22 protein-coding genes and 2 pseudogenes are annotated in these 25,466 nt (G+C 43.6%); 13 read left to right on the top strand and 11 right to left on the bottom strand.

Annotation, left to right across the window (positions count from 1 at the left end; genetic code table 11):
- Positions 1 to 5: 5 nt before the first annotated feature.
- From benD to pcaD, 6 genes are all read left to right on the top strand, one after another.
- Positions 6 to 791 carry a benzoate diol dehydrogenase BenD gene (gene benD / locus FTV31_RS13925; RefSeq protein ID WP_180015415.1) on the top strand — a complete coding sequence of 262 codons (786 nt, stop codon included), beginning with the start codon at positions 6 to 8 and terminating at the stop codon, positions 789 to 791.
- Between the two features lie 58 nt (positions 792 to 849).
- Entirely contained in the window at positions 850 to 2,070 is a 1,221-nt protein-coding gene (gene benE / locus FTV31_RS13920) for a benzoate/H(+) symporter BenE (protein ID WP_180015413.1), read from the top strand.
- Positions 2,071 to 2,107: 37 nt separating this feature from the next.
- On the top strand, positions 2,108 to 2,779 hold the full coding sequence (locus FTV31_RS13915) for a 3-oxoacid CoA-transferase subunit A (protein WP_180015411.1): 672 nt from the start codon (positions 2,108 to 2,110) through the stop codon (positions 2,777 to 2,779).
- A 19-nt stretch (positions 2,780 to 2,798) separates the two neighbouring features.
- On the top strand, positions 2,799 to 3,452 hold the full coding sequence (locus FTV31_RS13910) for a 3-oxoacid CoA-transferase subunit B (RefSeq protein WP_180015409.1): 654 nt from the start codon (positions 2,799 to 2,801) through the stop codon (positions 3,450 to 3,452).
- A 130-nt stretch (positions 3,453 to 3,582) separates the two neighbouring features.
- Complete coding sequence (pcaF, locus tag FTV31_RS13905; protein WP_180015407.1) at positions 3,583 to 4,788, top strand: 3-oxoadipyl-CoA thiolase; 1,206 nt, start codon at positions 3,583 to 3,585, stop codon at positions 4,786 to 4,788.
- Between the two features lie 97 nt (positions 4,789 to 4,885).
- Positions 4,886 to 5,665, top strand: coding sequence for a 3-oxoadipate enol-lactonase (pcaD, locus tag FTV31_RS13900; protein WP_180015406.1), 780 nt, complete (start codon positions 4,886 to 4,888; stop codon positions 5,663 to 5,665).
- A gap of 58 nt (positions 5,666 to 5,723) precedes the next feature.
- Here the strand turns inward: pcaD and FTV31_RS13895 are convergent, their stop codons facing one another.
- Entirely contained in the window at positions 5,724 to 6,611 is an 888-nt protein-coding gene (locus FTV31_RS13895) for a DMT family transporter (protein ID WP_180015404.1), read from the bottom strand.
- Positions 6,612 to 6,840: 229 nt separating this feature from the next.
- Positions 6,841 to 7,306 (bottom strand): annotated as a pseudogene (locus tag FTV31_RS13890) (GNAT family N-acetyltransferase).
- A 456-nt stretch (positions 7,307 to 7,762) separates the two neighbouring features.
- Here FTV31_RS13890 and FTV31_RS13885 point away from each other — a divergent pair.
- Positions 7,763 to 8,851 (top strand): putative zinc-binding metallopeptidase, encoded by a 1,089-nt coding sequence (locus tag FTV31_RS13885; RefSeq protein WP_159122920.1) that lies wholly within the window; start codon positions 7,763 to 7,765, stop codon positions 8,849 to 8,851.
- 73 nt (positions 8,852 to 8,924) lie between these two features.
- Here the strand turns inward: FTV31_RS13885 and FTV31_RS13880 are convergent, their stop codons facing one another.
- The 3 genes from FTV31_RS13880 to FTV31_RS13870 form a co-directional block, all read right to left on the bottom strand.
- Entirely contained in the window at positions 8,925 to 10,421 is a 1,497-nt protein-coding gene (locus tag FTV31_RS13880; RefSeq protein ID WP_180015402.1) for a succinate CoA transferase, read from the bottom strand.
- 125 nt (positions 10,422 to 10,546) lie between these two features.
- Positions 10,547 to 11,722, bottom strand: coding sequence for a thiolase family protein (locus tag FTV31_RS13875; RefSeq protein ID WP_180015427.1), 1,176 nt, complete (start codon positions 11,720 to 11,722; stop codon positions 10,547 to 10,549).
- 78 nt (positions 11,723 to 11,800) lie between these two features.
- Entirely contained in the window at positions 11,801 to 13,582 is a 1,782-nt protein-coding gene (locus FTV31_RS13870) for an acyl-CoA dehydrogenase C-terminal domain-containing protein (RefSeq protein ID WP_180015400.1), read from the bottom strand.
- A 563-nt stretch (positions 13,583 to 14,145) separates the two neighbouring features.
- On the opposite strand from FTV31_RS13870, the gene FTV31_RS13865 reads away from it, so the two are divergent.
- Entirely contained in the window at positions 14,146 to 14,754 is a 609-nt protein-coding gene (locus FTV31_RS13865) for a TetR/AcrR family transcriptional regulator (RefSeq protein WP_005235816.1), read from the top strand.
- Between the two features lie 53 nt (positions 14,755 to 14,807).
- Here the strand turns inward: FTV31_RS13865 and FTV31_RS13860 are convergent, their stop codons facing one another.
- From FTV31_RS13860 to cysK, 4 genes are all read right to left on the bottom strand, one after another.
- On the bottom strand, positions 14,808 to 15,005 hold the full coding sequence (locus FTV31_RS13860; RefSeq protein ID WP_125278609.1) for a heavy-metal-associated domain-containing protein: 198 nt from the start codon (positions 15,003 to 15,005) through the stop codon (positions 14,808 to 14,810).
- 54 nt (positions 15,006 to 15,059) lie between these two features.
- Positions 15,060 to 15,494, bottom strand: a complete 435-nt coding sequence (cueR, locus tag FTV31_RS13855; RefSeq protein WP_180015398.1) for a Cu(I)-responsive transcriptional regulator — start codon at positions 15,492 to 15,494, stop codon at positions 15,060 to 15,062.
- A complete protein-coding gene (locus FTV31_RS13850) occupies positions 15,494 to 18,184 on the bottom strand; it encodes a heavy metal translocating P-type ATPase (protein WP_180015395.1) in 2,691 nt (896 codons plus the stop codon). The genes cueR and FTV31_RS13850 overlap by 1 nt, the downstream gene beginning before the upstream one ends.
- 183 nt (positions 18,185 to 18,367) lie before the next feature.
- Entirely contained in the window at positions 18,368 to 19,366 is a 999-nt protein-coding gene (cysK, locus tag FTV31_RS13845; RefSeq protein WP_180015393.1) for a cysteine synthase A, read from the bottom strand.
- A 291-nt stretch (positions 19,367 to 19,657) separates the two neighbouring features.
- Between cysK and FTV31_RS13840 the strand changes: the two genes are divergently transcribed.
- The 5 genes from FTV31_RS13840 (at position 19,658) to FTV31_RS13820 (ending at position 24,712) form a co-directional block, all read left to right on the top strand.
- Positions 19,658 to 19,978: a metalloregulator ArsR/SmtB family transcription factor gene (locus FTV31_RS13840; RefSeq protein ID WP_004785598.1), complete on the top strand. Its 321-nt coding sequence runs from the start codon at positions 19,658 to 19,660 to the stop codon at positions 19,976 to 19,978.
- Positions 19,979 to 20,184: 206 nt separating this feature from the next.
- A complete protein-coding gene (locus FTV31_RS13835; RefSeq protein ID WP_180015391.1) occupies positions 20,185 to 21,933 on the top strand; it encodes a SulP family inorganic anion transporter in 1,749 nt (582 codons plus the stop codon).
- 313 nt (positions 21,934 to 22,246) lie between these two features.
- Positions 22,247 to 23,443 carry a serine/threonine transporter SstT gene (gene sstT / locus FTV31_RS13830; RefSeq protein ID WP_004785593.1) on the top strand — a complete coding sequence of 399 codons (1,197 nt, stop codon included), beginning with the start codon at positions 22,247 to 22,249 and terminating at the stop codon, positions 23,441 to 23,443.
- Between the two features lie 42 nt (positions 23,444 to 23,485).
- Entirely contained in the window at positions 23,486 to 24,160 is a 675-nt protein-coding gene (locus FTV31_RS13825) for a YoaK family protein (protein WP_180002046.1), read from the top strand.
- Between the two features lie 15 nt (positions 24,161 to 24,175).
- Positions 24,176 to 24,712, top strand: a complete 537-nt coding sequence (locus FTV31_RS13820) for a DUF2058 domain-containing protein (protein ID WP_104426088.1) — start codon at positions 24,176 to 24,178, stop codon at positions 24,710 to 24,712.
- 195 nt (positions 24,713 to 24,907) lie between these two features.
- Here FTV31_RS13820 and FTV31_RS17355 read toward each other — a convergent pair whose 3' ends face one another.
- Positions 24,908 to 25,237 (bottom strand): hypothetical protein, encoded by a 330-nt coding sequence (locus FTV31_RS17355; protein ID WP_257227194.1) that lies wholly within the window; start codon positions 25,235 to 25,237, stop codon positions 24,908 to 24,910.
- A gap of 123 nt (positions 25,238 to 25,360) precedes the next feature.
- A pseudogene (locus tag FTV31_RS13815) lies at positions 25,361 to 25,466 on the bottom strand (IS5/IS1182 family transposase); the annotation flags it as partial.

Below are 25,466 nucleotides of genomic sequence, written 5' to 3'. Positions count from 1 at the left end.
ATTCAATGTCTAATCGTCAAAGATTTGAAAATAAAGTTGTAATCGTGACCGGTGCCGCTCAGGGCATTGGGCGCGGTGTCGCGCTGCAAGTGGCGAGCGAAGGCGCTCAAGTCGTCATGGCTGATCTTTCCCCTTATGTGGAAGAAGTTCTGGCTGAAATTGAAGCGACTGGCGGTGATGCGATTACCGTCAAAGCCAATCTGGAAACGTTTGCCGGTGCTCAGTCAGTCGTTGAAAAAGCCTTAGATACCTATGGTCGTGTCGATGTACTGATCAATAACGTGGGTGGTGCCATCTGGATGAAACCTTTTGAAGAATTCTCTGAAGAGGAAATTATCAAGGAAGTGAACCGTTCGCTGTTTCCAACGCTGTGGTGTTGCCGTGCAGTTTTACCAGAAATGATTAAAAATCAGAAGGGTACCATTGTAAACGTATCTTCTATTGCCACACGCGGCATTAACCGTGTGCCATATTCGGCATCGAAAGGTGGCGTAAATGGCCTGACGGCTTCCCTTGCCTTTGAACATGCCAAAGATGGTATTCGCGTTAATGCAGTTGCAACGGGTGGCACCGAAGCACCTCCCCGTAAAGTACCGCGCAATGCCAATCCACTGACTGAATCTGAACAAGAATGGATGCAGCAAGTGGTAGATCAGACCATTGACCGTACGTTTATGGGTCGCTACGGCACAATTCAGGAGCAAGTAAATGCCATTCTATTCCTGGCTTCCGATGAATCATCTTATATGACAGGTACCGTAGTACCGGTCGGTGGTGGAGATCAAGGCTAGTCCTGATCATCACGATTTTTGACAGGCTCATGGTTCGACGCAAGGAGGCACATTACCAATGAACACCCTGTTTCAGACATTAAAAAATGACTGGTCAATTTCAGCGACTGTTGCAGGATTTCTAGCAGTGCTGATTTCCTATTCAGGACCACTGATCATTTTTTTCCAGGCAGCGCAGCAAGCCCAGGTTTCCCCAGACATGATGATTTCATGGATTTGGGGAATTTCTATTGGTGCGGCGCTCGCAGGTATCTTTTTATCGATTAAATACAAAATACCTGTTGTCACCGCCTGGTCTGCGCCCGGAACGGCACTATTGGTCACGCTGTTTCCCGATATTTCGCTCAATGAAGCGGTTGCGGCCTATATCACCTCTGCTGTGGTGATTTTTCTCATTGGGATTACCGGTTATTTCGACAAATTGCTGTCCTGGATTCCCCAGGAAGTCGCTGCCGGAATGATGGCCGGAATTTTACTGCAGTTTGGTTTAGGACTGTTCACCGCGACCGATACCATGCCCTATATCGTCTTTGGCATGCTGGCGGTGTTTTTGCTGGCCAAGCGTTTCAGTCCACGTTATGCCATGGTCTGGGTGCTGGTTGCCGGTGTGATTTTAAGCATGCTGCTGGGCAAGATTAATCCGGTCACGGCAGATTTCAGTCTGGCAATTCCGCAATTTATTGCACCGGAATGGACTTGGAGTTCCACCCTGAATCTGGCCCTCCCGCTTATTCTGGTCAGTCTGTCGGGCCAGTTCTTACCAGGAATGGCCATTATCAAGATCAGTGGATATGACATGCCTGCCAAGCCAATTATCAGTGCAACCAGTATTGCCTCGCTCGCAGTAGCCTGTGTGGGGGGGATTACTATTGTATTGGCCTCTATTACGGCCGCATTGTGTTTAGGCAAAGACGCGCACGAGCTGAAAGAAAAGCGTTATATCGCGGGTGTGGCGAACGGGCTTTTTTATATTTTAGGCGGCCTGTTTGCCGGCAGCATTGTCATGCTGTTTAGCCTGATGCCGAAGGAATTAATTGCAGCTTTGGCAGGACTGGCCTTACTCGGAGCAATTGCCACTAACATCTCTGTGGCGATGGGCAAAGAGTCGCAACGTGATGCCGCACTGATCACCTTTTTAGCAACTGCTTCCGGCATGCATTTCTTGGGGCTGAGTTCAGTCTTTTGGGGGATTTGTATTGGCCTGGTAGCACATTTTCTGCTGTCACAGAAAGACCGTAATGCTGTTCCGGTTGCAACATCAGATTCAAAACGAATTTAAAGACATCCATTAGTTTAGGGTATGTAAGGACCAGATTATGATAGATAAAAGTTCATTATCATTGAAAGAAGCACTCTCCCAGATCAAGGATGGTTCTATCATTATGATCGGCGGATTTGGGACAGCGGGTCAGCCTGCTGAACTGATTGATGGTCTGATCGAATTGGGAATCAAGGATCTTATTATTGTCAATAATAATGCTGGTAATGGCGACTATGGTCTGGCGAAACTGCTTAAAGCGGGCGCTGTGCGTAAAATTATCTGCTCTTTCCCGCGTCAGTCTGATTCCTGGGTATTTGACGAACTCTATCGTGCAGGCAAGATCGAACTGGAACTGGTGCCGCAAGGTAATCTGGCTTGCCGTATTCAGGCAGCAGGTATGGGCTTAGGTCCAATCTATACCCCAACCGGTTTTGGTACCTTGCTGGCTGAAGGCAAACCAACCTTGAACTATGAAGGCAAAGATTTTGTCCTGGAAAATCCGATTAAAGCTGACTTTGCTTTAATTAAGGCCCATCAGGGCGACCGTTGGGGCAATCTGGTCTACCGTAAATCTGCGCGTAACTTTGGCCCGATTATGGCGATGGCAGCTGATGTAACCATTGCACAGGTTTCTGAGGTGGTTGAACTGGGTACACTGGATCCAGAGCACATCATTACCCCAGGAATTTTTGTTCAACACGTTGTTCAAGTTAAACCTGCACAATAATTGGCATCGGAGAGAAATAATGAGCTATAGCAAACTGACCCGTGACCAGATCGCTGAACGTGTGGCACAAGACATTCCTGATGGCGCTTATGTGAACCTCGGTATTGGTTTACCGACCAAGATTTCAAGCTACCTGCCAAGCGACAAAGACGTCTTCCTGCACTCTGAAAATGGCCTGCTGGCTTTCGGCCCTCCTCCTGCTGAAGAAGACCGCGATCCTGAACTGATCAATGCCGGTAAAGAATTCGTGACCTTACTCGAAGGCGGTTCATTCTTCCATCATGGTGACTCTTTCGCGATGATGCGTGGCGGTCACCTGGACATCGCCGTACTGGGCGCGTTCCAGGTGGCTGAAAATGGCGATCTGGCCAACTGGCATACTGGCGCACCAGATGCAATTCCAGCAGTCGGCGGTGCGATGGATCTGGCTGTGGGTGCCAAGAAAGTTTTCATCACCACAGACCATGTGACCAAAAAAGGCGAGCCAAAAATCGTGGCCGAACTGTCTTATCCTGCGACTGGCCTGAAATGTGTCGACCGTATTTATACCGATCTTTGTGTGATTGATGTGACACCTGAAGGGATGAAAGTGATTGAGAAAGTTGAAGGTCTGTCATTTGAAGAATTGCAGGCATTAACTGGTGCCAAACTGATTGATGCGACACAGGGTTAATAATCCCTCCTAACCTCCCTGAGTGAGTTTTAAAGCACAGCTTTTAAAATTCAGCATAAGAAAGGGAGGAAAAGTCCCCCTTTGATAAAGGGGGATTTAGGGGGATTTAAAGGAACAAGGAATTTAATAAATGAAAAATGCATATATTATCGATGCCATCCGTACCCCATTCGGCCGTTATGCCGGTGGTCTCGCGCCTGTTCGTACAGATGACTTAGGTGCAGTTCCAATTAAAGCTTTGATGGAACGCAATCCAAGCGTGAACTGGGAACAGGTCGATGACGTGATTTATGGCTGTGCCAATCAGGCCGGTGAAGACAACCGTAACGTCGGTCGTATGTCTTCATTGCTTGCAGGCCTGCCTTATCAGGTGCCGGCAACGACCGTGAACCGTCTGTGTGGTTCATCGATGGATGCAGTCGCGATTGCAGCACGTGCGATTAAAGCTGGTGAAGCAAATCTGATTGTGGCTGGTGGTGTGGAATCCATGTCACGCGCTCCTTTTGTCATGGGTAAAGCAGAAACCGCTTATGGCCGTAGCCAGAAAATTGAAGACACCACCATGGGCTGGCGTTTTATCAACCCGAAACTGAAAGAACTGTATGGCGTGGAAACCATGCCGGAAACTGCTGAAAACGTGGCAGAACAGTTCAATATTAATCGTGAAGATCAAGACAAGTTTGCCCTGACCAGCCAGCAACGTACAGCAGCAGCACAAGCCAAAGGTTTCTTTAAAAATGAAATCGTGCCCGTGGTCATTCCTCAGCATAAAGGCGAACCAGTTGTGGTAGATACTGATGAACATCCGCGTGCCTCTACCACAGCAGAAGCTCTGGCGAAACTGAAACCTGTGGTGAAAGCAGAGGGGACTGTAACGGCGGGTAATGCTTCTGGTATTAACGATGGTGCAGCGGCACTCCTGATTGCATCTGATGAAGCTGTTGCTCAGCATGGCTTAAAACCACGTGCCAAAATTATTGGCTCAACCGTTGTAGGTGTTGAACCACGAATCATGGGTTTTGGTCCAGCACCTGCCATCAAGAAATTACTGGTACAAACCGGTCTGACTTTAGAGCAGATGGATGTGATTGAGCTGAATGAAGCCTTTGCTGCACAGGCACTGGCGGTAACCCGTGACTTAGGTCTTCCGGATGATGCCGCACATGTAAACCCGAATGGCGGTGCCATTGCCATTGGCCATCCACTAGGTGCTTCCGGTGCCCGTCTGGTGACAACCGCACTGAACCAGCTGGAACAGACTGGCGGGAAATATGCCCTTTGCTCTATGTGTATCGGTGTAGGTCAAGGTATCGCGCTGATTATTGAACGTGTTTAAAAAATCCCTCCTAACCTCCCTTTCTTGCACAAGGCTTAAGCAGTGCTTATGCCTTGTTCAGGGAGGAACTTTTAGAAGGAAATAAAAGGAATAACAAATGCCAATATTTACATCAAATGATGCCCAGATTAATTACCAGACTTTTGGGGATGCTAGCAAACCTGCCTTGGTATTTTCCAACTCACTGGGTACCAAATACAGCATGTGGCAGCCACAGATTGAACATTTCCAGCAGGATCATTACGTAATCTGCTATGACACCCGTGGTCATGGTGGTTCGGAAGCACCACAAGGCCCGTATAGCTTGGAGCAGCTGGGTCAGGATGTCGTGAATCTACTGGATCATTTGGATATTGCAAAAGCAGCATTCTGTGGTATTTCTATGGGTGGCTTAACCGGTCAATGGTTGGCGATTCATAAGCCAGAACGTTTTAGCCAGGTGATAGTCTGTAACACCGCAGCCAAAATTGGCCAGGAACAGGCATGGCAAGACCGTGCTGTGCTTGTCCGTGAGCAAGGTCTTGCTCCGATTGCAGCAACTGCGGCATCACGCTGGTTTACTGATCCCTTTATCCAGAGCAACCCGGCAGTCGTTGCAGAACTTTCAAACGACCTCGGAGCTGGCAGCCCAGAAGGCTATGCAAACTGCTGTGAAGCTCTGGCTAAGGCGGATGTCCGCGAACAACTTAGTAGCATTCAAATCCCTGTGCTGATTATTGCGGGTCAGCAGGATCCGGTGACGACTGTTGCAGATGGACAGTTTATGCAGCAACGTATTGCGAATAGCCAGTTGTTTGAAATCAATGCTTCGCATATTTCCAATATTGAACAACCGGAAGCCTTTAATCAGGCCGTACAAACTTTTCTTGCTGCTTAAATTTATTCTTATAAAAAAGCCACGATATATCGTGGCTTTTCTTTTATTCGTGTATTCGTTAAGCCCAGATCACCAGCATCGCTGCAATCACCACCAGTACCAAGCCCCAATGCTCGGCACGCGCCAGTTTTTCTTTAAAGAAATAAGCTGAAATCAGCAGACTGAACAGGATTTCGATTTGTCCCAAGGTTTTCACGATTGGCACGCTCATCATACTCATGGCAGTAAACCAGCCGAGGGAGGCCATAAAGCTACAAAAACTGACTTTAAACGTGAGTCCCAAACGTTGCCACATGGCAATTAAGGTTTTGCGGCTAAACAAGCTTAAATAGATCAGCATACTGAGACACTGGAAACCAATCACCGAAATCAATACCCATGAAGCACGATGCACGGTTGGTAACATCGGCAGTTCCAGACTGGCTTCACGGACCAAGAGTGAAGTAATGGCAAAGCTCAAACCACTGCCGATTCCGATGGCTAAAGTCTTGGTAGATAGGCCGGTGAGCTGATTGCCCTTACTCAGCAGGAATACCGCATAACCACCGATCAGCACCCCAATCCAGGCGAGTACAGACAGATGATCTGACAGGAAAATTACTCCGATAATGGCTGCCAGAATCGCTTCACTTTTTGCCAGTCCAACGCCAATCGCATAATTTTTCTGTTTAAACAGCTGCACCATCAAGGCGGTTGCCAGAATCTGGCTAATACCGGCAATCAGAATATAGATCCAATACTTCGGGGTAAAATGCACCACACTTTCTACCGGTTTGAAATGGTATAAAGCTGCAATGTAAAGCCCGGCCAACGGCAAGCCAAACAGGAAACGTGCCAGTGTCACGCCCCAAATATCGACAGTAGTACTGAGCTGTTTTTGAAAGGCATTTCGCCAGGCCTGCATAAATGCAGCCATTAAAGTAAAGAAAATCCAGCTGATTGCCATACCCTGATCATTAGTACCGTAAAAGTGAATTAATTCTATGCCTTAGTACAATCTATGACTAATTAAAAAAGAGATAATGGCTAATAGCTAAAAGTTTAATTTTCTAATTTAGAAATAATTAAAATTTATCAGTCTGATAGGGATAAAATTGATTTCTTAGATTTGAACTATGCTGAAAAAATAAGAAAATAGCTCCAGATTCTTAATTAAATTATAATAAAAGACTTTCCTATTCTAAGGGAGCTATATTTGATTCAACAGGATAAACTTTTTCCATTGGAATAAAGCGAATGCCATGTTTGTGAGTAAGTTCACCTGTGTCTACAAAACCAAATTTTTTATAAATATTGAAGCCATATAAACTGGATTTGACTGTGATCCTTTGATGCCCTTGATTACAGATTTGTTCTTCTAAAAAATTCCACATTTGTCGTCCATACCTCTGCCCCCTGATACGCTGGATCCAGAAAAAAGTGCATGAAGTGTGCAGGTTCCATATAGGCCACCACGCCCACAATTTTTTGATTAATTTCTCCAATAAAATAATGAATATCAGCTCGGTCAAAAATGGTCTGAAGAATTTCAGGTTGAAAACGCTTGCGCCCCTCTTCACTAGAAATCAAGACATCAACAAATGGGGCAATGACGTTCGCAATTGCAAGTGTATCCTGAACAGTGACTTTTCTTATCTTCATCATATCTTAATACCCCAAAAGCAGAACTATAAAATGAAAAATAATTTATTTTTCAGCATGATGCATGTTTTAACATTGAGTAAAATATATACCAATTAGGTCTTATGAAAAACGCTATTCAATCAATTTTTTTCAATAATTTTTGATCTCTAATTTTTTATAGTTTGCATTATTCAGTTTTTTTAAATTGATACTCTCGTTTTTATTTAAGAAAAAAATACATAAGTCAGTTCATCGGTTTTTTTATTTCTGTCAGCTTTTCGTCTATAAACAGTCACTAAACCATAATTTAATGAATAATCGATCACACGCATTTTACAATTAATCAACATAGTGTTTTTTAAGAAATTTTTATGATGAATTTTTAAACAGGATAAAATTCCGCAATGCAATCTGAATATAAATTACAGAGTTTCAGCAATCCATTGTAATTCATTCATTTTGCAGGGAGTATCGATGAAGTATTTTGAATGTCCAGTTTGCGAACAGCAGATCTTTTTCGCCAAATTCGTATGTGATCACTGCCTTTCTCCTATCGGCTATATCGCATCCGAAAAAGAAATGACGACATTTAAAAAGCTGAATGCTCAGGAGTGGGTTCCCGTTGCCGAGAAGTATCAATATTCCCGTTATAAACCTTGTTATAACTATACCCATCATCAGGTATGTAACTGGATGATCCCCGTAGATGACGAGGAAGATTTTTGTGAATCCTGCCAGCTGACTCATGTAATTCCAAATCTGGAAAATGCCGAAAACATGATTTACTGGTATCGGCTTGAGGAAGCCAAACGCCGGTTTCTATATCTGACCCAACGTATGAACATTATGCCTCGTCCAAAACATTCGGATGATGATCCATTAGGTTTGCGTTTTGATTTTCTTCTTCCTGAAAAAGACAAGCCAGTACTTACCGGCCATGCCAATGGGGTGATTACCTTAAATGCCTTCGAGGCCGATGTGGTTTATCGGGAAACAACCCGGGTCAATATGGGTGAAAATTACAGGACATTATTAGGGCATTTTCGTCATGAAAGTGGGCATTTTTATTTTAATGTCATCCAGCATCTACATCCGGAATTACTCGATGAACTTCGCCATTATTTTGGAGATGAGCGGCAAAATTATAGTGAAGCACTAGAGAGGCACTATAATCAAGGTGCGCCTATCAACTGGCATGAAAAATATATTAGTCCCTATGCCACTGCACACCCGTGGGAAGATTGGGCTGAAACCTGGTCACATTATCTGCATATCATGGAAACACTGGAAACTGCATTTTATGCCGGTCTACGCGTGGAAGGTAATGGCCGAAATCTAGCCAGTATGGACTTTAAAGAATGCCCGATTGGTGGACAGGATTTTGAACATATCCTGGAAAACTGGGTCACCCTGACTTTTAATTTGAATGCCTTAAACCGCAGTATGGGTCTGGAAGATGCTTACCCCTTTAAGCTGACTGAAGCTGTGAAAGATAAACTGCGTTTCATTCATCGGCATATCTTGGATAAAGTCTTTAATAACCCACGTCTGATTCAGAACTAAAATATTTATCTAGTACAATAAATAAAGCCCGTGATTCACAGGCTTTATTTTGGGCTTATTTTAAGAAAGAGAACTAAGCAATTTTCATTGAACCGGTTTCTTCAAACTGGGCATGCCAGGACAAAGCTTCATTTAACAAATGCGGTGTTTGCCCACCATGCGCACAGGCGCGCTCAAAGTAATCATTCAGACTTTTACGATAATCGGGATGAGCACAAATATCGATAATCTTGCGGGCACGTTCACGTGGTGCCAATCCGCGCAGATCGGCCAAACCTTGCTCTGTTACCAGAATATCCACGTCATGGTCAGTATGATCTGTATGGCTCACCAGTGGAACCACAGACGAAATCGCACCACCTTTGGCATAGGATTTAGTCACAAAAATCGCAATATGTGCATGACGGGTAAAATCACCTGAGCCGCCAATACCATTCATCATCTTGGTGCCAGCGACATGGGTTGAATTCACATTCCCGTAAATATCAAACTCCAGTGCGGTATTGATTGCAATTATACCCAGACGGCGAATCAGCTCAGGGTTGTTGGAAAGTTCTTGCGGGCGTAAGACAATTTTATCTTTGTACTGATCAAAATTCTTCATCACCCGTGCCGCACATTCATCGCTCAGGGTCATGGAACAACCAGAAGCAAAGGTCATTTTTCCTGAATCGATAAGCTGGAAAGTACAGTCTTGCAGGACTTCAGAATACATTTCAAGATTATTGAAATTAGAATGTTCAAAACCTGCAAATACGGCATTTGCCACGGAACCTACTCCGGACTGCAGCGGCCCCAGATTTTCAGGTAATCGTCCTGCGGCGACTTCATTTTCAAAGAATTGAATTAAGTGGCTGGCAATCGCCAGTGTTTCTTCATCCGGCTCATCCATTGCGAAAGAAGTATCCGGAATCTCATTAATGACAATCGCAGCAATTTTTTCAGGTGCAACATGGATTCCGATTGTACCTATCTTGTCACTGGCTTGCGTCAAAGGAATCGGACCACGGTTTGGACGGGCTTTAGGCAAATAGATATCGTGCACGCCTTCCAGAACCGGACTAATGGTGGTATCAATTTCAACAATGACCCGATCTGCCATTTCGATGAAATTCGCCGAGTTTCCACAAGAACCTGTGGGAATAATCTGACCATCTTCAGTAATGGCAGTGGCAGCAATAATCGCGACATTAATCGCCGGCAGGTTTTTATGACGGATATTGTCTGCCAGTTCAGAAAGATGCTGATCGATATACATCACTTCACCATTATTGATGGCCTGACGTAAAGAAGGATCAGCCTGATAAGGATAACGGCGGGTTATAACGTTAGCTTCATTCAGTTTCCCATCAATCCGGTTCCCCAGACTTGCACCTGTCGCCAAGGTAATATGGATCGGATGCTGCCGGGCATATTCAGCCAATGCCAAAGGCACAGTTTTCGCTTCACCGGCGCCGCCAAAACCGCTCAAACCAATTACATCACCATCTTGAATCAATTGTAGTGCTTTTTCTACAGGAACTACTTTATCTTGTAATGCGAGCAAACGAATACGCTCTAAACCGTTCATAAAAATTCTCAAAAATTAAAAATAAAGAGACACCTGCTCCTGGCGTACCAGAAGCATTGTGGTCTAATTCAAAAAATATTTAAGTTTGCTACTTTGAGCATATGATCATGCAATTATGAAAAGACTTAAATTAGTTCTACTGCAATCGCTGTTGCTTCCCCACCGCCAATACATAGTGCTGCAATGCCTTTCTTGCCACCAGTACGCTTTAAGGCATGAATCAGGGTCACAATGATACGGGAACCTGAAGAGCCCAGTGGATGACCTAAAGCACAGGCACCACCATTAATATTCACTTTGGCAGGATCCAGTTCAAAGGCATCAATCGCAGCCATGGTTACCATCGCGAAAGCTTCATTAATTTCCCATAGATCCACATCAGCTGCATTCCAGCCAGTTTTCTTCAGTACCTTGTCAATTGCGCCCACCGGTGCAATCGTGAATTCTGATGGATGTTGTGAATGGCTGGCATAAGCCAGAATATTCGCTAGAGGTTTCAGGTTACGCTGTGCTGCAATCTCGCTCGATGTTACGACCAGTGCTGAAGCACCATCGGAAATTGAACTGGCATTTGCCGCAGTAATCGTACCGTCTTTTTTAAATGCCGGACGTAAAGATGGAATTTTGTCTGCTTTGGCATTCAGTGGCTGTTCATCCTGTTCTACCACGACATCGCCTTTACGGCTACTCACAGTGACCGGTACGATTTCATCTTTAAAGAAACCTTGCTGCACGGCGGTCACGGCTTTATTTAAGGAACCAATTGCATAGTCATCCTGCTGCTCACGGGTATAGCCTTTCTTGTCCGCCATTTCCTGCGCCAGGATTCCCATCGACAGACCAGTTTCAGCATCTTCCAAGCCTTCCTGGAACATGTGATCAGTCACTTTGCCATGCCCCATACGGAAACCGGCACGAGCCTTGTCCATTAAGTACGGTGCATTCGACATGGACTCCATACCACCTGCCACTACGATTTCTGCCGAACCTGCCTTGATCGCATCCGCAGCCTGCATCACCGCTTTCATACCTGAACCACAAATTTTATTGATCGTGGTGGCGCCGGTTGAATCTGGCAGGCCTGCCTGACGCATAGCCTGACGTGCCGGACCCTGTTTTAAACCGGCAGGAAGAACGCAGCCCATAATCACTTCATCAATATCATTGGCTGCCAGACCTGCACGCGCTACCGCTTCCTTGATCGCTACAGCACCCAAATCTGGTGCGGTACAGCTTGAAAGTGAGCCTTGAAAACCGCCCATTGCGGTACGTACAGCTTCTACAATTACAATCATTCTAATCTCATCCTTTAACATCATTGTTATCAACACTGCAAAGTAATAGCTCTACAGTGTTCGTCCTTCGCAATATTTGCGGGTTTAGGCCTGTGCAGTGAAATATTCTTCTGGCAATTGCATCACCAGCTCCGCACCCGCCTGAATACGCTGAATTCTTGCACTTAAATCCGGAAGGACTTTGGCAACATAGTAGTTGGCCAGTACCAGTTTGTTCTGGAAGTAACTATCGTCTTTGGCTGCAGCGGCTTTGCTAATCCGCGCATACATATAGACAAAGCTGAGCAGCCCAACCGCATGTAAATAATCGACAGCAATCGAGTTGGCAAAATCAGGGTTCAGCTTAGACTGTTCAACGATGAATCTGGTGATGTCTTCAAGTTGCTGGCAGGTTTCTAATGTCGCCGTTTTAATCGTCAATGAATCATCTAAACTTTGGGCAAATTCACGGATCTCTGCGATATATTCCGCGATATAAGCCCCATTACATTTGGTGGTTTTACGCCCAATCAGGTCAATCGCCTGCACGCCATTGGTGCCTTCATAAATCTGTGAAATGCGCAGGTCACGAATACACTGTTCCATGCCCCATTCACGGATATAGCCATGACCACCAAAGCACATTTGTGCTTCCAGTGCAGAATCCAAGGCCTTGTCGGTCAAATAAGCTTTGGCGATTGGCGTTAACAGCGCCACACGGTCAGTCGCTTTACGCACCGCTTCAGGATCGGTTGAGTATTTGGTGATATCCAGCTGTTGACCTACATACACCGCGAAAGCACGTGAAGCTTCATTATTGGCACGTACATTCAGCAACATACGGCGTACATCGCCATGGACCAGAATTGAATCGGCTGGTTTTTCTGGTGATTTAGCACCGGTTGATGCACGGCCCTGTAAACGGTCGGTCGCATATTGTGCGGCATTCTGATAAGCAAATTCTGCCGCGCCAATGCCTTGAATCCCCATCGACAAACGTTCGTAGTTCATCATCACGAACATGCCCGCCAGACCTTCATTTTCATTGCCCACCATATAGCCTTTAGCACCATCAAAGTTCATGACGCAGGTTGCTGAGCCTTTGATGCCCATCTTATGTTCGATCGAACCGGCAGCCACTGCATTGCGCTCACCCAGGGAACCGTCTGCATTGACCAGGAATTTAGGGACAATAAACAGAGAAATACCGCGTGAACCTGCTGGCGCGTTTGGGGTTTTGGCCAGCACCAGATGAATGATATTTTCACTCAGATCATGCTCGCCGCTGGTAATAAAAATTTTGGTGCCGGTAATATTGTATGAACCATCTTCATTCGGTTCAGCTTTAGTCTTGATAATGCCAAGATCTGTGCCGGAATGTGGTTCAGTCAGGCACATGGTGCCCGACCATTCACCCGTATAGAATTTTGGTAAATAAGTTTCTTTTTGTTCCTGTGAGGCGCGGTCATTGATGGCCATACCTGCACCCACCGTTAATAGCGGATAAAGCATAAAAGATGGATTGGTGCTCCAGATCATTTCATCCGCTAGAACCGTGAGCATCTTCGGCATGTTTTGTCCGCCCCATTCTTCAGGAGCACCCAAGCCTACCCAGCCACCTTCGGCAAACTGTCTGAACGCTTCTTTAAAACCTTTGGGTGTCGTCACCACACCATTGTTAAACTGAGCACCGCCCTCTTCATCTGCAGGACGATTCAGATCAAGAATGACATTTTTTGAAAATTTTGCCATTTCTTCCAGAACCGCATTTGCAGTCGCCATATCGAGATGTGCAAGATTTTCGTTACCTTGCCAAAATTGTTCAGCATGAAATACATCATTTAAAATAAATTCCATGTCTTTCAGCGGCGCATTATAAATCGGCATTTTCAACTTCCTAAAATGGTGATACTCAATCCTGTTACTGAGTATTTTTTCATTATGGATTCGAGAAAATATTTTGAGGCTTTTTGCTCGAATCCATGCATGTCATTCAAAAATCATCATATCGAATTAATCTGGCGATGAATTCATTGACATAAATTAGCGATATAAAATTTAAAATCAAAAACTTTATACCTCTGGTATTTACTGAATCATTAAAACTTAAATCCATTGATGAATGAAAAATTTAAGCTGTTAAAATGACTCTGGCTTCACTTCGCTAAACCTTGTCTGGTCTGGGTTTAAAACGAAAATATGATTCAGCTTTATGCCCTAAAACCATAAATCAAATGTATTGAAAATGGAATTTTATTTAGCAAAGTTGATCTCAAGGGTTCAATTTTCTTGACAATATTTTTAGCGCAGCTGTATATGACTTTTTTCTACAAGAAGTGTTGAATAAATATACAAATTTAGATAAATATCACGACCTTAGTTTTATAGCTATACCTGTGAAAATAGCATATTCTTAGTAGGTTCCTTTTCTAAAATGATGAGTCAAGAAGATGACGACTGTAAGACAGCAGAACTTCCTTCTTCGTAAAGAGAAGATCCTGAGCATGGCAGAAAGTCTACTGCTTGATAATAATCAGGACATCACCTTGAGTGAACTTGCTGAAGAACTGGACATCGCCAAAGGAACCATCTACAAGCATTTTAAAAGCAAGAACCAGTTATATTTAGAACTCATCATTCTGAATGAAAAAAGAATTCTGGCAATTTCCGATAAATATAATAACGATATTAAAAATTATGTTTCGCAATATATGCTTTATCACATGCTCAATTCAAACCGGACTATTTTGCTGCATGTTATTGAAGAGCGTTTAACCAATAATGAAAAAAACCTGAAAGAGTTATTTCAGGAACTCTATCGTATTCGTGAAGAACGGATTATCCGCATTAAAGATATGACCCATGATTATCTGGTATCTTTAGACAGTGCCATGTCGATCCGGGATTATTTATCTTATATCTGGACCGTGACCTATGGTGCTTCACTATTATTAAATTCGACCAGTTATCAAAAAGCGATTGGTTCGCGTGAACGCCTGATTAAACTGTATATTAATCAGGCATTAATGACGCCAGATAAAATATCGGCAGTTTCATAAAAAATGCCTAATCATGATTAGGCATTTTAAAATTATTTTTTAAATGGCAAATATCAAGCCATAGTTTCAGGCGGAAAGCCATCTTCAGTTAATGCCGCGATAATCTCAGATTCGCTTGCACTCGATTCAACTTCCACCATTTTGCTGACTACATCAACATTGACTTTAGCATTTTCATCCAGCTCCTGAATGGTTGCAGTCACACTACGTGCACAACCACCACAAGTCATATTTTCAATACGGAATTTCATCTTGATCTCCCTTTGATCAGTTTAAATTTGGGTTAAGCGAATTTTAATTCAAGGCTATTGATCTGCTTTGATAGCCGTATGTGCAGTTTTCCCATGTGACACACCCTGCTCAATCTGTTTCAGAATCTGACAGTCAGATTGCTCATCTCCAGCACACTGCGCAACCGATTGCTGCAAAATTTTCATCATGTTTTGCATGTCCGAAATTTTCTGTTGCAGTAGCTCGATATGCTTTTGCGCCAACTGTTTGACATCACTGCTGTGTCTGGCATCGTTCTGCCACAGGCCGAGCAATTCTTTCATCTGTTCAGAAGAAAAACCCAGTTCACGCGCATGCTGAATAAAACTTAAAGTCTTGATGTCAACGTCACTATAAACACGATAACCCGAGTCGCTACGTTTAGGATTGGGTAATAAACCGATATCTTCATAATAACGGATCATTTTGGCCGAGATCCCGGAGCATTTCGCGGCCTGTCCAATATTCATTACACTGCCTCCTTCAACTGGATCGGCTGATAAGTCTTTAAACGAAGCGCATTGCTGACCACAAAAACTGAGGATAAGGCCATTGCACCTGCTGCAAACATCGGTGATAACAAAATACCGAAGAATGGATATAGTAGACCTGCAGCAATCGGAATTAAGGCAATATTATAAACAAAGGCCCAGAACAGGTTCTGTTTGATATTACGCATGGTCGCCTGACTCAGGCCAATACCGGTTGCCACATGCTGTAAATTTCCAGACATCAGCACCACGTCTGCTGCTTCAATCGCCACATCCGTACCAGTTCCTATTGCCATCCCGACATCGGCCTGAGCCAAGGCAGGTGCATCATTAATACCGTCACCGACAAAAGTGACGATGCCATGTTGCTGTTGGAGTTGGCGTACCGCATCGACTTTTTCATTTGGCAGAACTTCAGCAATGACATGGTCAATCTTCAGCTGTCTAGCAATGGCCTGTGCAGTATGCTGGTTATCACCGGTAATCATGGCGATCTTTAAGCCTTGATCATGTAAGGCCTGAATCGCACTATATGTTGTGACTTTAATCGGATCAGCCACAGCAATAATGGCAGCCAACTGCTGATCTATAGCGACATATAAAGGCGTGCGTCCCTGTTCGCCCAACTGTTGTGCCTTCTCTTTAAAAATATCGACACTTAAACCCAATTGCTGCATCAGGCGTTCTGCGCCAATATGAATTTGCTGACCTGAAACTTGAGCTTTCACGCCTGCACCGGTGATTGAATCAAAATTACTGACTTCAGGTAGTTGCAACTGTTGTGCTTTCGCAGCTTCCACAATCGCATGAGCAATGGGATGTTCAGATTTGGCTTCCACTGCTGCGACCATTTGCAATACTATTTGCTGCTCAAAACCAGATGTCACTGCAAAATCGGTTAGGGCTGGTTTCCCTTCAGTTAAGGTTCCGGTTTTATCCACCGCCACAACTCTGGTTTGCTGCAAGAGTTGCAATGCTTCGCCTTTACGGAACAAGACACCCAGCTCTGCTGCCCGGCCGGTGCCGACCATAATAGATGTTGGCGTAGCCAGGCCCATTGCACAAGGACAGGCAATAATCAGTACTGCAACAGCATTGACCAGTGCATAAGTCAGATTCGGTTCAGGACCCAACAGGAACCAGACAATAAAAGTCAAAGTCGCGAGCAGCATCACAGCCGGTACAAACCATAAGGTCACTTTATCGACTGCCGCCTGAATGGGAAGCTTTGCGCCTTGTGCCTGTTCCACCATATGAATAATCTGAGCTAGAACTGAATCTTGTCCGACTGCTGTCGCCTTGATCTGCAAGGTGCCATTCTGATTTACCGTTCCGCCAATCACCCGATCTCCAGCCTGTTTAGCCACCGCTAAAGGCTCACCGCTGATCATGGCTTCATCGATATAACTTTGACCAGAAACGACTTCACCATCAACTGCGACTTTCTCACCCGGACGAATCTCGATCAGCATGCCCTGCTGTACATCAGCAATTTTCAGATCAACCCAGGTTCCATTTTGCTGTACTCGAGCAGTTTTTGGCTGCAAGCCAACCAGATATTGAATCGCTTCAGAGGTTTTACCTTTGGCTCGAGCTTCCAGATAACGTCCCAGTAAGATCAAGGCAACAATCACAGCCGCCGCTTCGAAATACACATGTACAGTGCTTTGCGGCAATAATTGCGGAAAGAAAGTGGAAATACAGGAAAATCCATAAGCGGCTATTGTTCCCACGGCAACCAGAGAATTCATATCGGGTGCCAGTCGCAACAATGCCGGAATCCCATGCTGATAAAACCGCCGTCCTGGAATCAGCAAAACCAGAGTCGTCAGTACAAACTGGATATACCAGCTGTTTTGGGTACCTAGCGTATGTGCAATCCAGTGATGAAAAGCCGGAATCAGGTGTGAACCCATTTCCAGAATAAACACCGGAACAGCTAAAATTAGCGCCAACCATAAGTCACGTTTTAGCTGTTCAGTTTCAGCGGTTTTCTTTTCCTGAAAAATCGTTTGAGCATCGGTAGCCTGTGTATCTAATTTTTCATGGGCGTTATATCCAGCTTTTTTGACAGCAGCAATTAAAGCTGGAAGCTGACTACGCGGCGCCTTGACCCAAGCTGTTTCAGTGGCGAGATTGACTTGTGCTTCATTTACCTGATCGACTTTTTTCAAGGCCTTTTCTACACGTGCTACGCAGGAGGCACAGGTCATTCCTTCAATAGCCAGTTCAATTCGGTCGCTTTGAATATCAAAGCCAGCTTTTTGTACCGCCTTAACCAGTTGGGAAACAGCGAGAGGACGAATTGCAGTGACATGAGCTTTTTCGGTTGCCAGATTAACCTGCGCATCCAGTACCTGATCGACTTTTTTCAAGGCTTTTTCAACACGAGCTACACAAGACGCACAGGTCATGCCTTCAATATTTAAATCAAACTGCTGGATCACGGCTTCAAAACCGGTTTTATTGATAGCATTAACGAGTTGCGTTGCAGGAATGGGTTGTTCACTTTTTAAAAAAGCCTGTTCAGTGGAGAGATTGACGTTCGCTTCCACCACACCTTCAATTTTCTTTAAGGCTTTTTCCATACGTGCAACACAAGAGGCACAGGTCATTCCTGAAATCTGTACCTGCTGTTCGTACAACTGTGTGGTTGCTGGTGTATTCATTCTGCGCTCTCCATTCACCCATTCACTGCCTATGCTATAGCTTAAACATTACCATAATGGGAAGGTCAAGCTTCTGGTTTAAATTCTTGATCTTTCATTATATGAAGGCATAACGCCTAATAAAAAAGCCCAAAGATGACTTCAGGCTTTTTCGAGATTTAGTGAAACTAATTTGTTAAATATTTACTCAGCAGAAATATCTTCAAAAAGAATTGAAGATAAATAGCGCTCACCCCCATCTGGCAGAATTACTACAATATTTTTTCCTGCATTTTCAGGACGTGCAGCCAGTTGCGCAGCTGCAGCCATTGCAGCACCACTTGAAATACCCACCAAGATACCTTCTTGAGTCGCAGTTTTACGTGCCCATTCCACTGCATCGCTACTAGTAATGGCAATCACTTCATCGACCAGATCCAGATCTAGGTTCTTTGGAATAAAGTTCGCGCCAATACCCTGAATTTTATGTGGTCCTGGAGTGAGTGTCTCACCACGTTTTGCCTGACCAATAATGGCAGATTCAGCCGGCTCTACAGCAACTGAATAAATCGGCTTGTTTTTCACTTTTTCAAAAAAGCGTGAAATACCGGTAATCGTGCCGCCTGTCCCTACACCCGCTACCAGAATATCGACATTACTTGCAGTCGCTTCCCAGATTTCAGGACCGGTCGTCTCTTCATGGATTTTTGGGTTAGCTGGATTTTCAAACTGTTGTGGCAGGTAATACAGTTCAGGATTTTCATTCACCAGACGTTGTGCTTCTTCCACCGCGCCTTTCATGCCTTTGGCTGGATCTGTCAGTACCAGATTGGCACCTAGTGCTTTCACCACTTTACGGCGTTCAATACTCATGCTTGATGGCATGGTTAAGGTAATGTCATAGCCTTTAGCCGCTGCTACAAATGCCAGCGCAATACCGGTATTACCACTGGTTGGCTCAACAATGTGCATGCCCGGCTTCAATTTACCTGACTTTTCTGCATCAGCAATCAAGGCTGCGCCAATACGGCATTTTACCGAAAATGCCGGGTTACGGCTTTCAATTTTCGCAAGTACAGTCGCTCCGCCAGAAATGGCACGATTGATACGAACTAGAGGGGTATTACCAATTGCCTCTGCATTATTGCTATAAACCGCGATACCTAAATTGGCAGGTATTGGAAAAGCTGAATCTGTAGTCATTAGAATATCCTTGATGTTATTCGCCAAGATGTATTTACATGATACAAGCATTTTCCGGCTTTGTAGATGCCTGAAACAAGATGGGATCACGATAGCAGTTTGAAATGAAACATCTTCTTCACAAAAAACCGGAACACGATAAAATTATCTTATATTTTAATTAGTAAATTATAACTATTCTTGATAACACAATTCATTAAAAACCATAGTAATTCACGCTTTCTATCCATCAATTCACGCTATTCGAGTCGTATAATTCGCGGGCTGTAATTGTATAAATGGACATAGTAAATGAAAACCGATCTTGAAATTGCCGCGATGCGGGATTCAGCTCAACAGGTTGTCGGTATTTTAAAGTTAATGGCCAATACGGACCGACTGCTCATTTTATGTCATCTCTCCCAAAATGAACTGAATGTCTCTCAAATTGAAGAGATTACCGAGATCAGACAGCCAACTCTGTCTCAGCAGCTCATGATTTTGCGTAAAAGCGATGCGGTAAATACCCGTCGAGACGGCAAACAGATCTATTATTCGATCAAAGACCAGAACCTGGTAGAAATGTTAAACAAGCTTTATCAAATTTACTGTGTAAATCAAGCAGTCGCTTAAAGCTGCAATTTACCTCATTCGTCCTGTTTTATTTTAAAGCGATCTGCCTGATTTAAATTTTCTCTACTGAGAGTTTTAAGTCTTTTGCCTTGATCCTTTGTCCCCTCATTCATTTTTTAAAATGTGAATGATCACCTATTTATATCCTAAGACTTCTTAGCATAATTTGTGCATAATATATCTATATTTGTGATTTAGACCTGTATATGCCAAATTTTAAGTCTAGACTGCTCAATAGACTCCCTGCCTGGTCATGGTTAAGTCAGTACAGTCCAGTGAAATTGAAATCGGATGTACTGGCTGCCCTGATTGTTGTCGCGATGCTGGTACCCCAAGGGATGGCCTACGCCATGCTGGCAGGTTTGCCACCGATTATGGGACTCTATGCCAGTATTCTGCCAATGATCATTTATGCCTTATTAGGCGGCAGTACGACTTTATCGATTGGGCCGGTAGCCATCATTTCCATGATGACATTTGCCACACTGAATCCATTATTTGAAGTGGGTTCTCCGGTCTATATTGAAGCGGCAACTTTATTGGCATTGATGGTCGGCATTATTTCCCTGCTTTTAGGTGTATTCCGTTTCGGCTTTTTAATTCAGCTGATCAGCCATCCGGTCATTCAGAGTTTTATTATTGCTTCGGCTCTATTGATTGCTTTTGGTCAGTTCAAGTTTCTGGTGGATTTACCTTTAAAAGCCAATAATATTCCCGAGCTGGTGAAAAGCCTGATTGAATATTTACCACTTTTGCATCTCCCGAGTCTGATCTTTGGCCTGCTTTCTATCGGTTTACTGGTTTATCTGCCGAAACTATTAAAATCTCAAGCCATACAAAGCCGGATCGGTTCGACTGATTTTCTGGTTCGAGCAGTTCCACTGATTCTGGTCTTTCTCGGTATTGCAGCCGTTCTGTTTTTAGACTTAAAAGTTCAAGGCATTAAAACGGTCGGTGAAATTCCTTCAGGCTTTCCGCCTTTGTCTTTCCCACACTGGAACTGGGAGTTGGTGATGACCTTATTACCGGGTGCCAGCATGATTGCCATGATCAGTTTTGTAGAATCTCTCTCTATTGCTCAGGCAACGGCGCTACAGCAGCGTAGCAATTTAAACAGTAACCAGGAATTAATTGCGCTCGGTGTAGCCAATATCAGTGCCGGAATCAGCTCCGCCTTTCCTGTAACCGGCAGCCTGTCACGTACGGTGGTTAATGCTGACGCTGGCGCCAAAACACCTTTGGCTGGCGTATTGTCTTCTTTATTGATTGTCGTGGTTAGTCTGTTCTTTACCAGCTTCTTTGAGGATCTGCCGCTGACCATTCTGGCTGCAACCATTATTGTGTCTATCTGGAAACTGGTCAATTTCCAGCCTTTCGTCGATGCCTGGCGTTATTCCAAAGCTGACGGCATTGCCATGTGGATTACTTTTTTTGGTGTAGTATTACTGGATATCACCACTGGCCTGATCGTCGGGATTATTTCGACCTTTATTCTGATGCTATGGCGCATCAGCCGCCCTCATATAGCTGTTGTTGGCTTGGTGGAAGGCACCCAGCATTTCCGGAATATCCAGCGCCATCAGGTGATGACCTCTGATCGGGTTCTGTCACTGCGTATTGATGAAAACCTAAGTTTTTTAAATGCGCATACCTTAAAAGGTTATCTGATTAATCAGTTAAGTTTAAATGACAAGTTAGAGCATGTGATTTTGAACTGCTCTAGTATTAGTGCGATTGACTTGAGTGCCTTGGAAACGCTGGAAGAGCTCAATGCTGAATTGTCCAAACTGGATATTCGTCTGCATTTTGCAGAAGTGAAAGGCCCGGTATTCGATCGTTTGCAGGCCTCCAAACTCATGACACATTTGAGTGGACGGATTTATCTAACCCATTTTCAGGCAATTCAGGATCTGGCTCCGGAAATCTTCGAGAAGCCTCAGCATTATATGATTTAAGATTTTTTAATTCCTTGCATGATAGACATGCTGTCATGCAAAGAATTGAACTGAAACATAACTGGAAATGATTGATTTAAAGTCTATATTCATTTAAAAAATAAAGATTAAAAACCGATCATTGAATCTGGCTGTTTCTAAGAATTTTGTATGGAAATAATACGATCAAGATAAAAAACCATCTTAATTATTTATTAATTTTCAGTCACTTAAATATTATCTAAAAATATATTTTAAGCGATCCTTAATTTAAGTATAAAATAACGCAAATTTTTTTCGCATTTAGCCCTCGTAATTTTCACAAGGCAACCTTATGTTTTCTGCCCTATCGCGTCTGAGTTTAGTCTCCCGAATCATCATCGCCATTATTCTAGGCGTTGGTGTGGCTCTGTTATTTCCTGAAGCTGCACCTTCCTTAAGCCTGTTGGGTGATCTGTTTATTAAGGCACTAAAATCCGTCGCGCCAGTTCTGGTTTTCATTCTGGTTCTTGCATCAATTGCAAATTTCCAGGTTGGCCAGACCAATTCAACGATAAGACCTATTATGCTGATGTATGCTGTCGGCATGTTCCTGGCAGCATTAAGCGCTGTGATCGCCAGTATTTTATTTCCAAGCACATTGTTCCTGGATATTGCAGCGCAAGGTGATTTACAGCCGCCAGGCAGCCTAGGTGAAATTCTCAAAAATCTGGTGCTGAGCTTTGTAGCGAACCCGGTGGTTGCCATTGCTGAAGCGAATTTTATTGGAATTCTGGCATGGTCAATTGCGTTAGGAATTGCCTTCCGTCATGCATCACACACAACTAAAACCTGTCTGAATGACGCTGCCAATGCAATCAATTATGTAATTCGTCTGGTGATCAGCTTTGCGCCAGTGGGTATTTTTGGTCTGGTTGCCGTGACTTTTGCTGAAGCGGGCCTAGATACCTTGACCAGCTATGCGCATTTATTAGCTGTTCTGCTGGGTACCATGGTATTTGTAGCCTTGGTGATTAACCCGTTAATGGTGGGTTTCATTACCCGTCGCAATCCGTATCCACTGGTGTTTACCTGCTTACGTGAAAGTGGTATTACCGCATTCTTTACCCGCAGTTCTGCTGCCAATATTCCGGTAAACCTGGACTTGGCAAAACGCTTAGGTGTGAAAGAGACTACTTCAAGCGTAGCAATTCCTTTAGGTGCAGCAATTAACATGGCTGGTGCATCAGTGACGATTACCGTGTTGTCTTTAGCTGCAGTAAATACTTTAGGTGTTAATGTTGACTTCACCACTATGCTAATTCTTTCTATCGTAGCAACTGTGTCTGCGTGTGGTGCTTCAGGTGTGGCGGGTGGTTCACTATTGCTGATTCCCGTGGCTTGTGGCCTGTTCGGGATTTCTTCAGATATCGCGATGCAAGTGGTGGCGATTGGTATGGTGATCAGTGTATTGCAGGACTCTACCGAGACTGCACTCAACTCATCTACCGATGTTTTATTTACTACAGCAGTAGACCGCGCTACAGATTGATTTTATATTGAAGAATCAAGATGTTTTGCTAATGATATTGCCATGCCATTACAGCGTTTACCATCGTGGGTTCAATTGGGTGCATTCTTCCTTGCGGTAAATGCCGGAATGATTAATGTATTAGGACTGGTGACCGTGTTGCATCAGTCCGTTTCACATATGACCGGTAACGTCAGTATGCTGGCGATGGCGCTGCTGGACTGGCAACCACGCCAGATTTTGTATCTGATTCTGGTTACGCTCTGTTATGTGATTGGCTCGATGTATAGCGGGCTGATTTTAGGAAATAGTCACTTTCGCTTGGGACGCCTGTATGGTTATCCTTTAAGCCTAGTGGCTTTTTTTATATTCATTTGCTGGCTGTTATTGCCCTATTTCCCGCGTTATGCCTTGTTATGGGCCTGTGTCGCGATGGGCGTACAAAATGCCATGGTCAGCCACTATAAAGGTGCCATTATCCGGACCACACATCTGTCTGGTGTACTGACCGATTTAGGTCTGGCTATGGGCTATCGCCTGCGTGGTCTGGTAGTAGAATCCCGTAAAGTGATCTTGCATATGCTGATTCTGGTCGGCTTTTTGGTGGGTGGCATACTTGCCAGCTGGATTTATCCTTATTTAAAATTAAATGCATTCCTGGTCCCTACAGTGTTAAGCCTGCTGCTTAGCCTGACCTATTGGGTGATCTATTTACGTTATCGACATCAACACGACTAATTTCTGGAAATTCTCATGGTTAAAAATGCATTACAGGCACAATTGTTAAAGGCAGGCTTGGTCGATAATAAAAAAGCCAAAAAACTGTCTAAACAGGCTGTACATGAAAAACGCACAGGTGACAGTAAAGAAGCCGAAATCAAGGCCAAGATTGAGCAGGACAAACAGGAAAAGCTGGCTAAAGACCAAGCCATTGAACAGGCGAAAAAAGCCCAGTTGCAGGAAAAAGAACTCAAAGCGGCCATCATGCAGATGATTAATCAGCATAAAATCCGCGATACGGATGGCGAAATTAGTTATCAGTTTATTGATGACAGCAAGATCAAGAAAGTTTATATCAACCAGCAGATTTATAATGCACTGGTCGCTGGCAGTCTGGTGATTGCACGTGAAAATGAGAGTTATGCCTTCCTGCCTAAAGCTCTGGCAGATCGTATCAATTCAAAAATGGAAGGCTTTATCATCGTGAATAATTCAGAGAAAAATGAAGAAACTACTGATGAAGAAGATCCATATGCAGCTTATGTGATTCCTGATGATTTAATGTGGTAAGCACATTTTCCTTAAAAGGAAAGCATAAATAAAAAACCGGCATATTTGCCGTTTTTTTTAATCTGTTTCATTAAGTCTATGTCAGCTTGCCTTTTGCATATTCTTGTTTTAATAGATAGCAAATTTCACTCAATTTAAATCTTATTTGGAAACTTCAGATTTCATATAACGAGCCTTAAATGAAAGCGCTAATAACTAAAATTTAGTCTGTAAATATGCAATAAATCCCTCAATTTTCTTAATCACGTATAAGCAGATATGCAAAGGACTCACGTTATTTTGCTGAGCTTTTTCTACCCTATACTTTGCTCTTTCTAAGAGTGCTATTACATAATGTATAGAGCTTTTAAGAATTTTTTTCGGATCTTTCTTTGAATACAAGTAACAATCAATTTTTTCAAAAGATTCATCATTAACCACTATCTCCAATATAGTGTTATTGATCTCATGACTTATTGATTGCTCAATATGTTCCAGTTCATAGGAATGTAGAGCTGGTGCTATAACTATTTGAAGATTTTTCATTTTTAATGATTAAGATTATATGATTTTAATCCTAGCACTATCGTAAGTATATAAAATGTAAAATAAACATTAAGTTATGTCGAATTAACATAATTAAACGCTATATTAGACCTCTTTCATAAATCATTTTTTGCTCAGTTCCAAGTTGTAGATTCCAGCGATTAAATTGAATCTCAAACCAAGCCTTTTACCTCTATTTCGATAACGCTCAGCAAGGATTTTGAAGGTT

The organism is Acinetobacter sp. YH16031, from assembly GCF_013417335.1.
Lineage (GTDB): Bacteria > Pseudomonadota > Gammaproteobacteria > Pseudomonadales > Moraxellaceae > Acinetobacter.
This window is presented reverse-complemented; position numbering and strand designations above follow the sequence as displayed.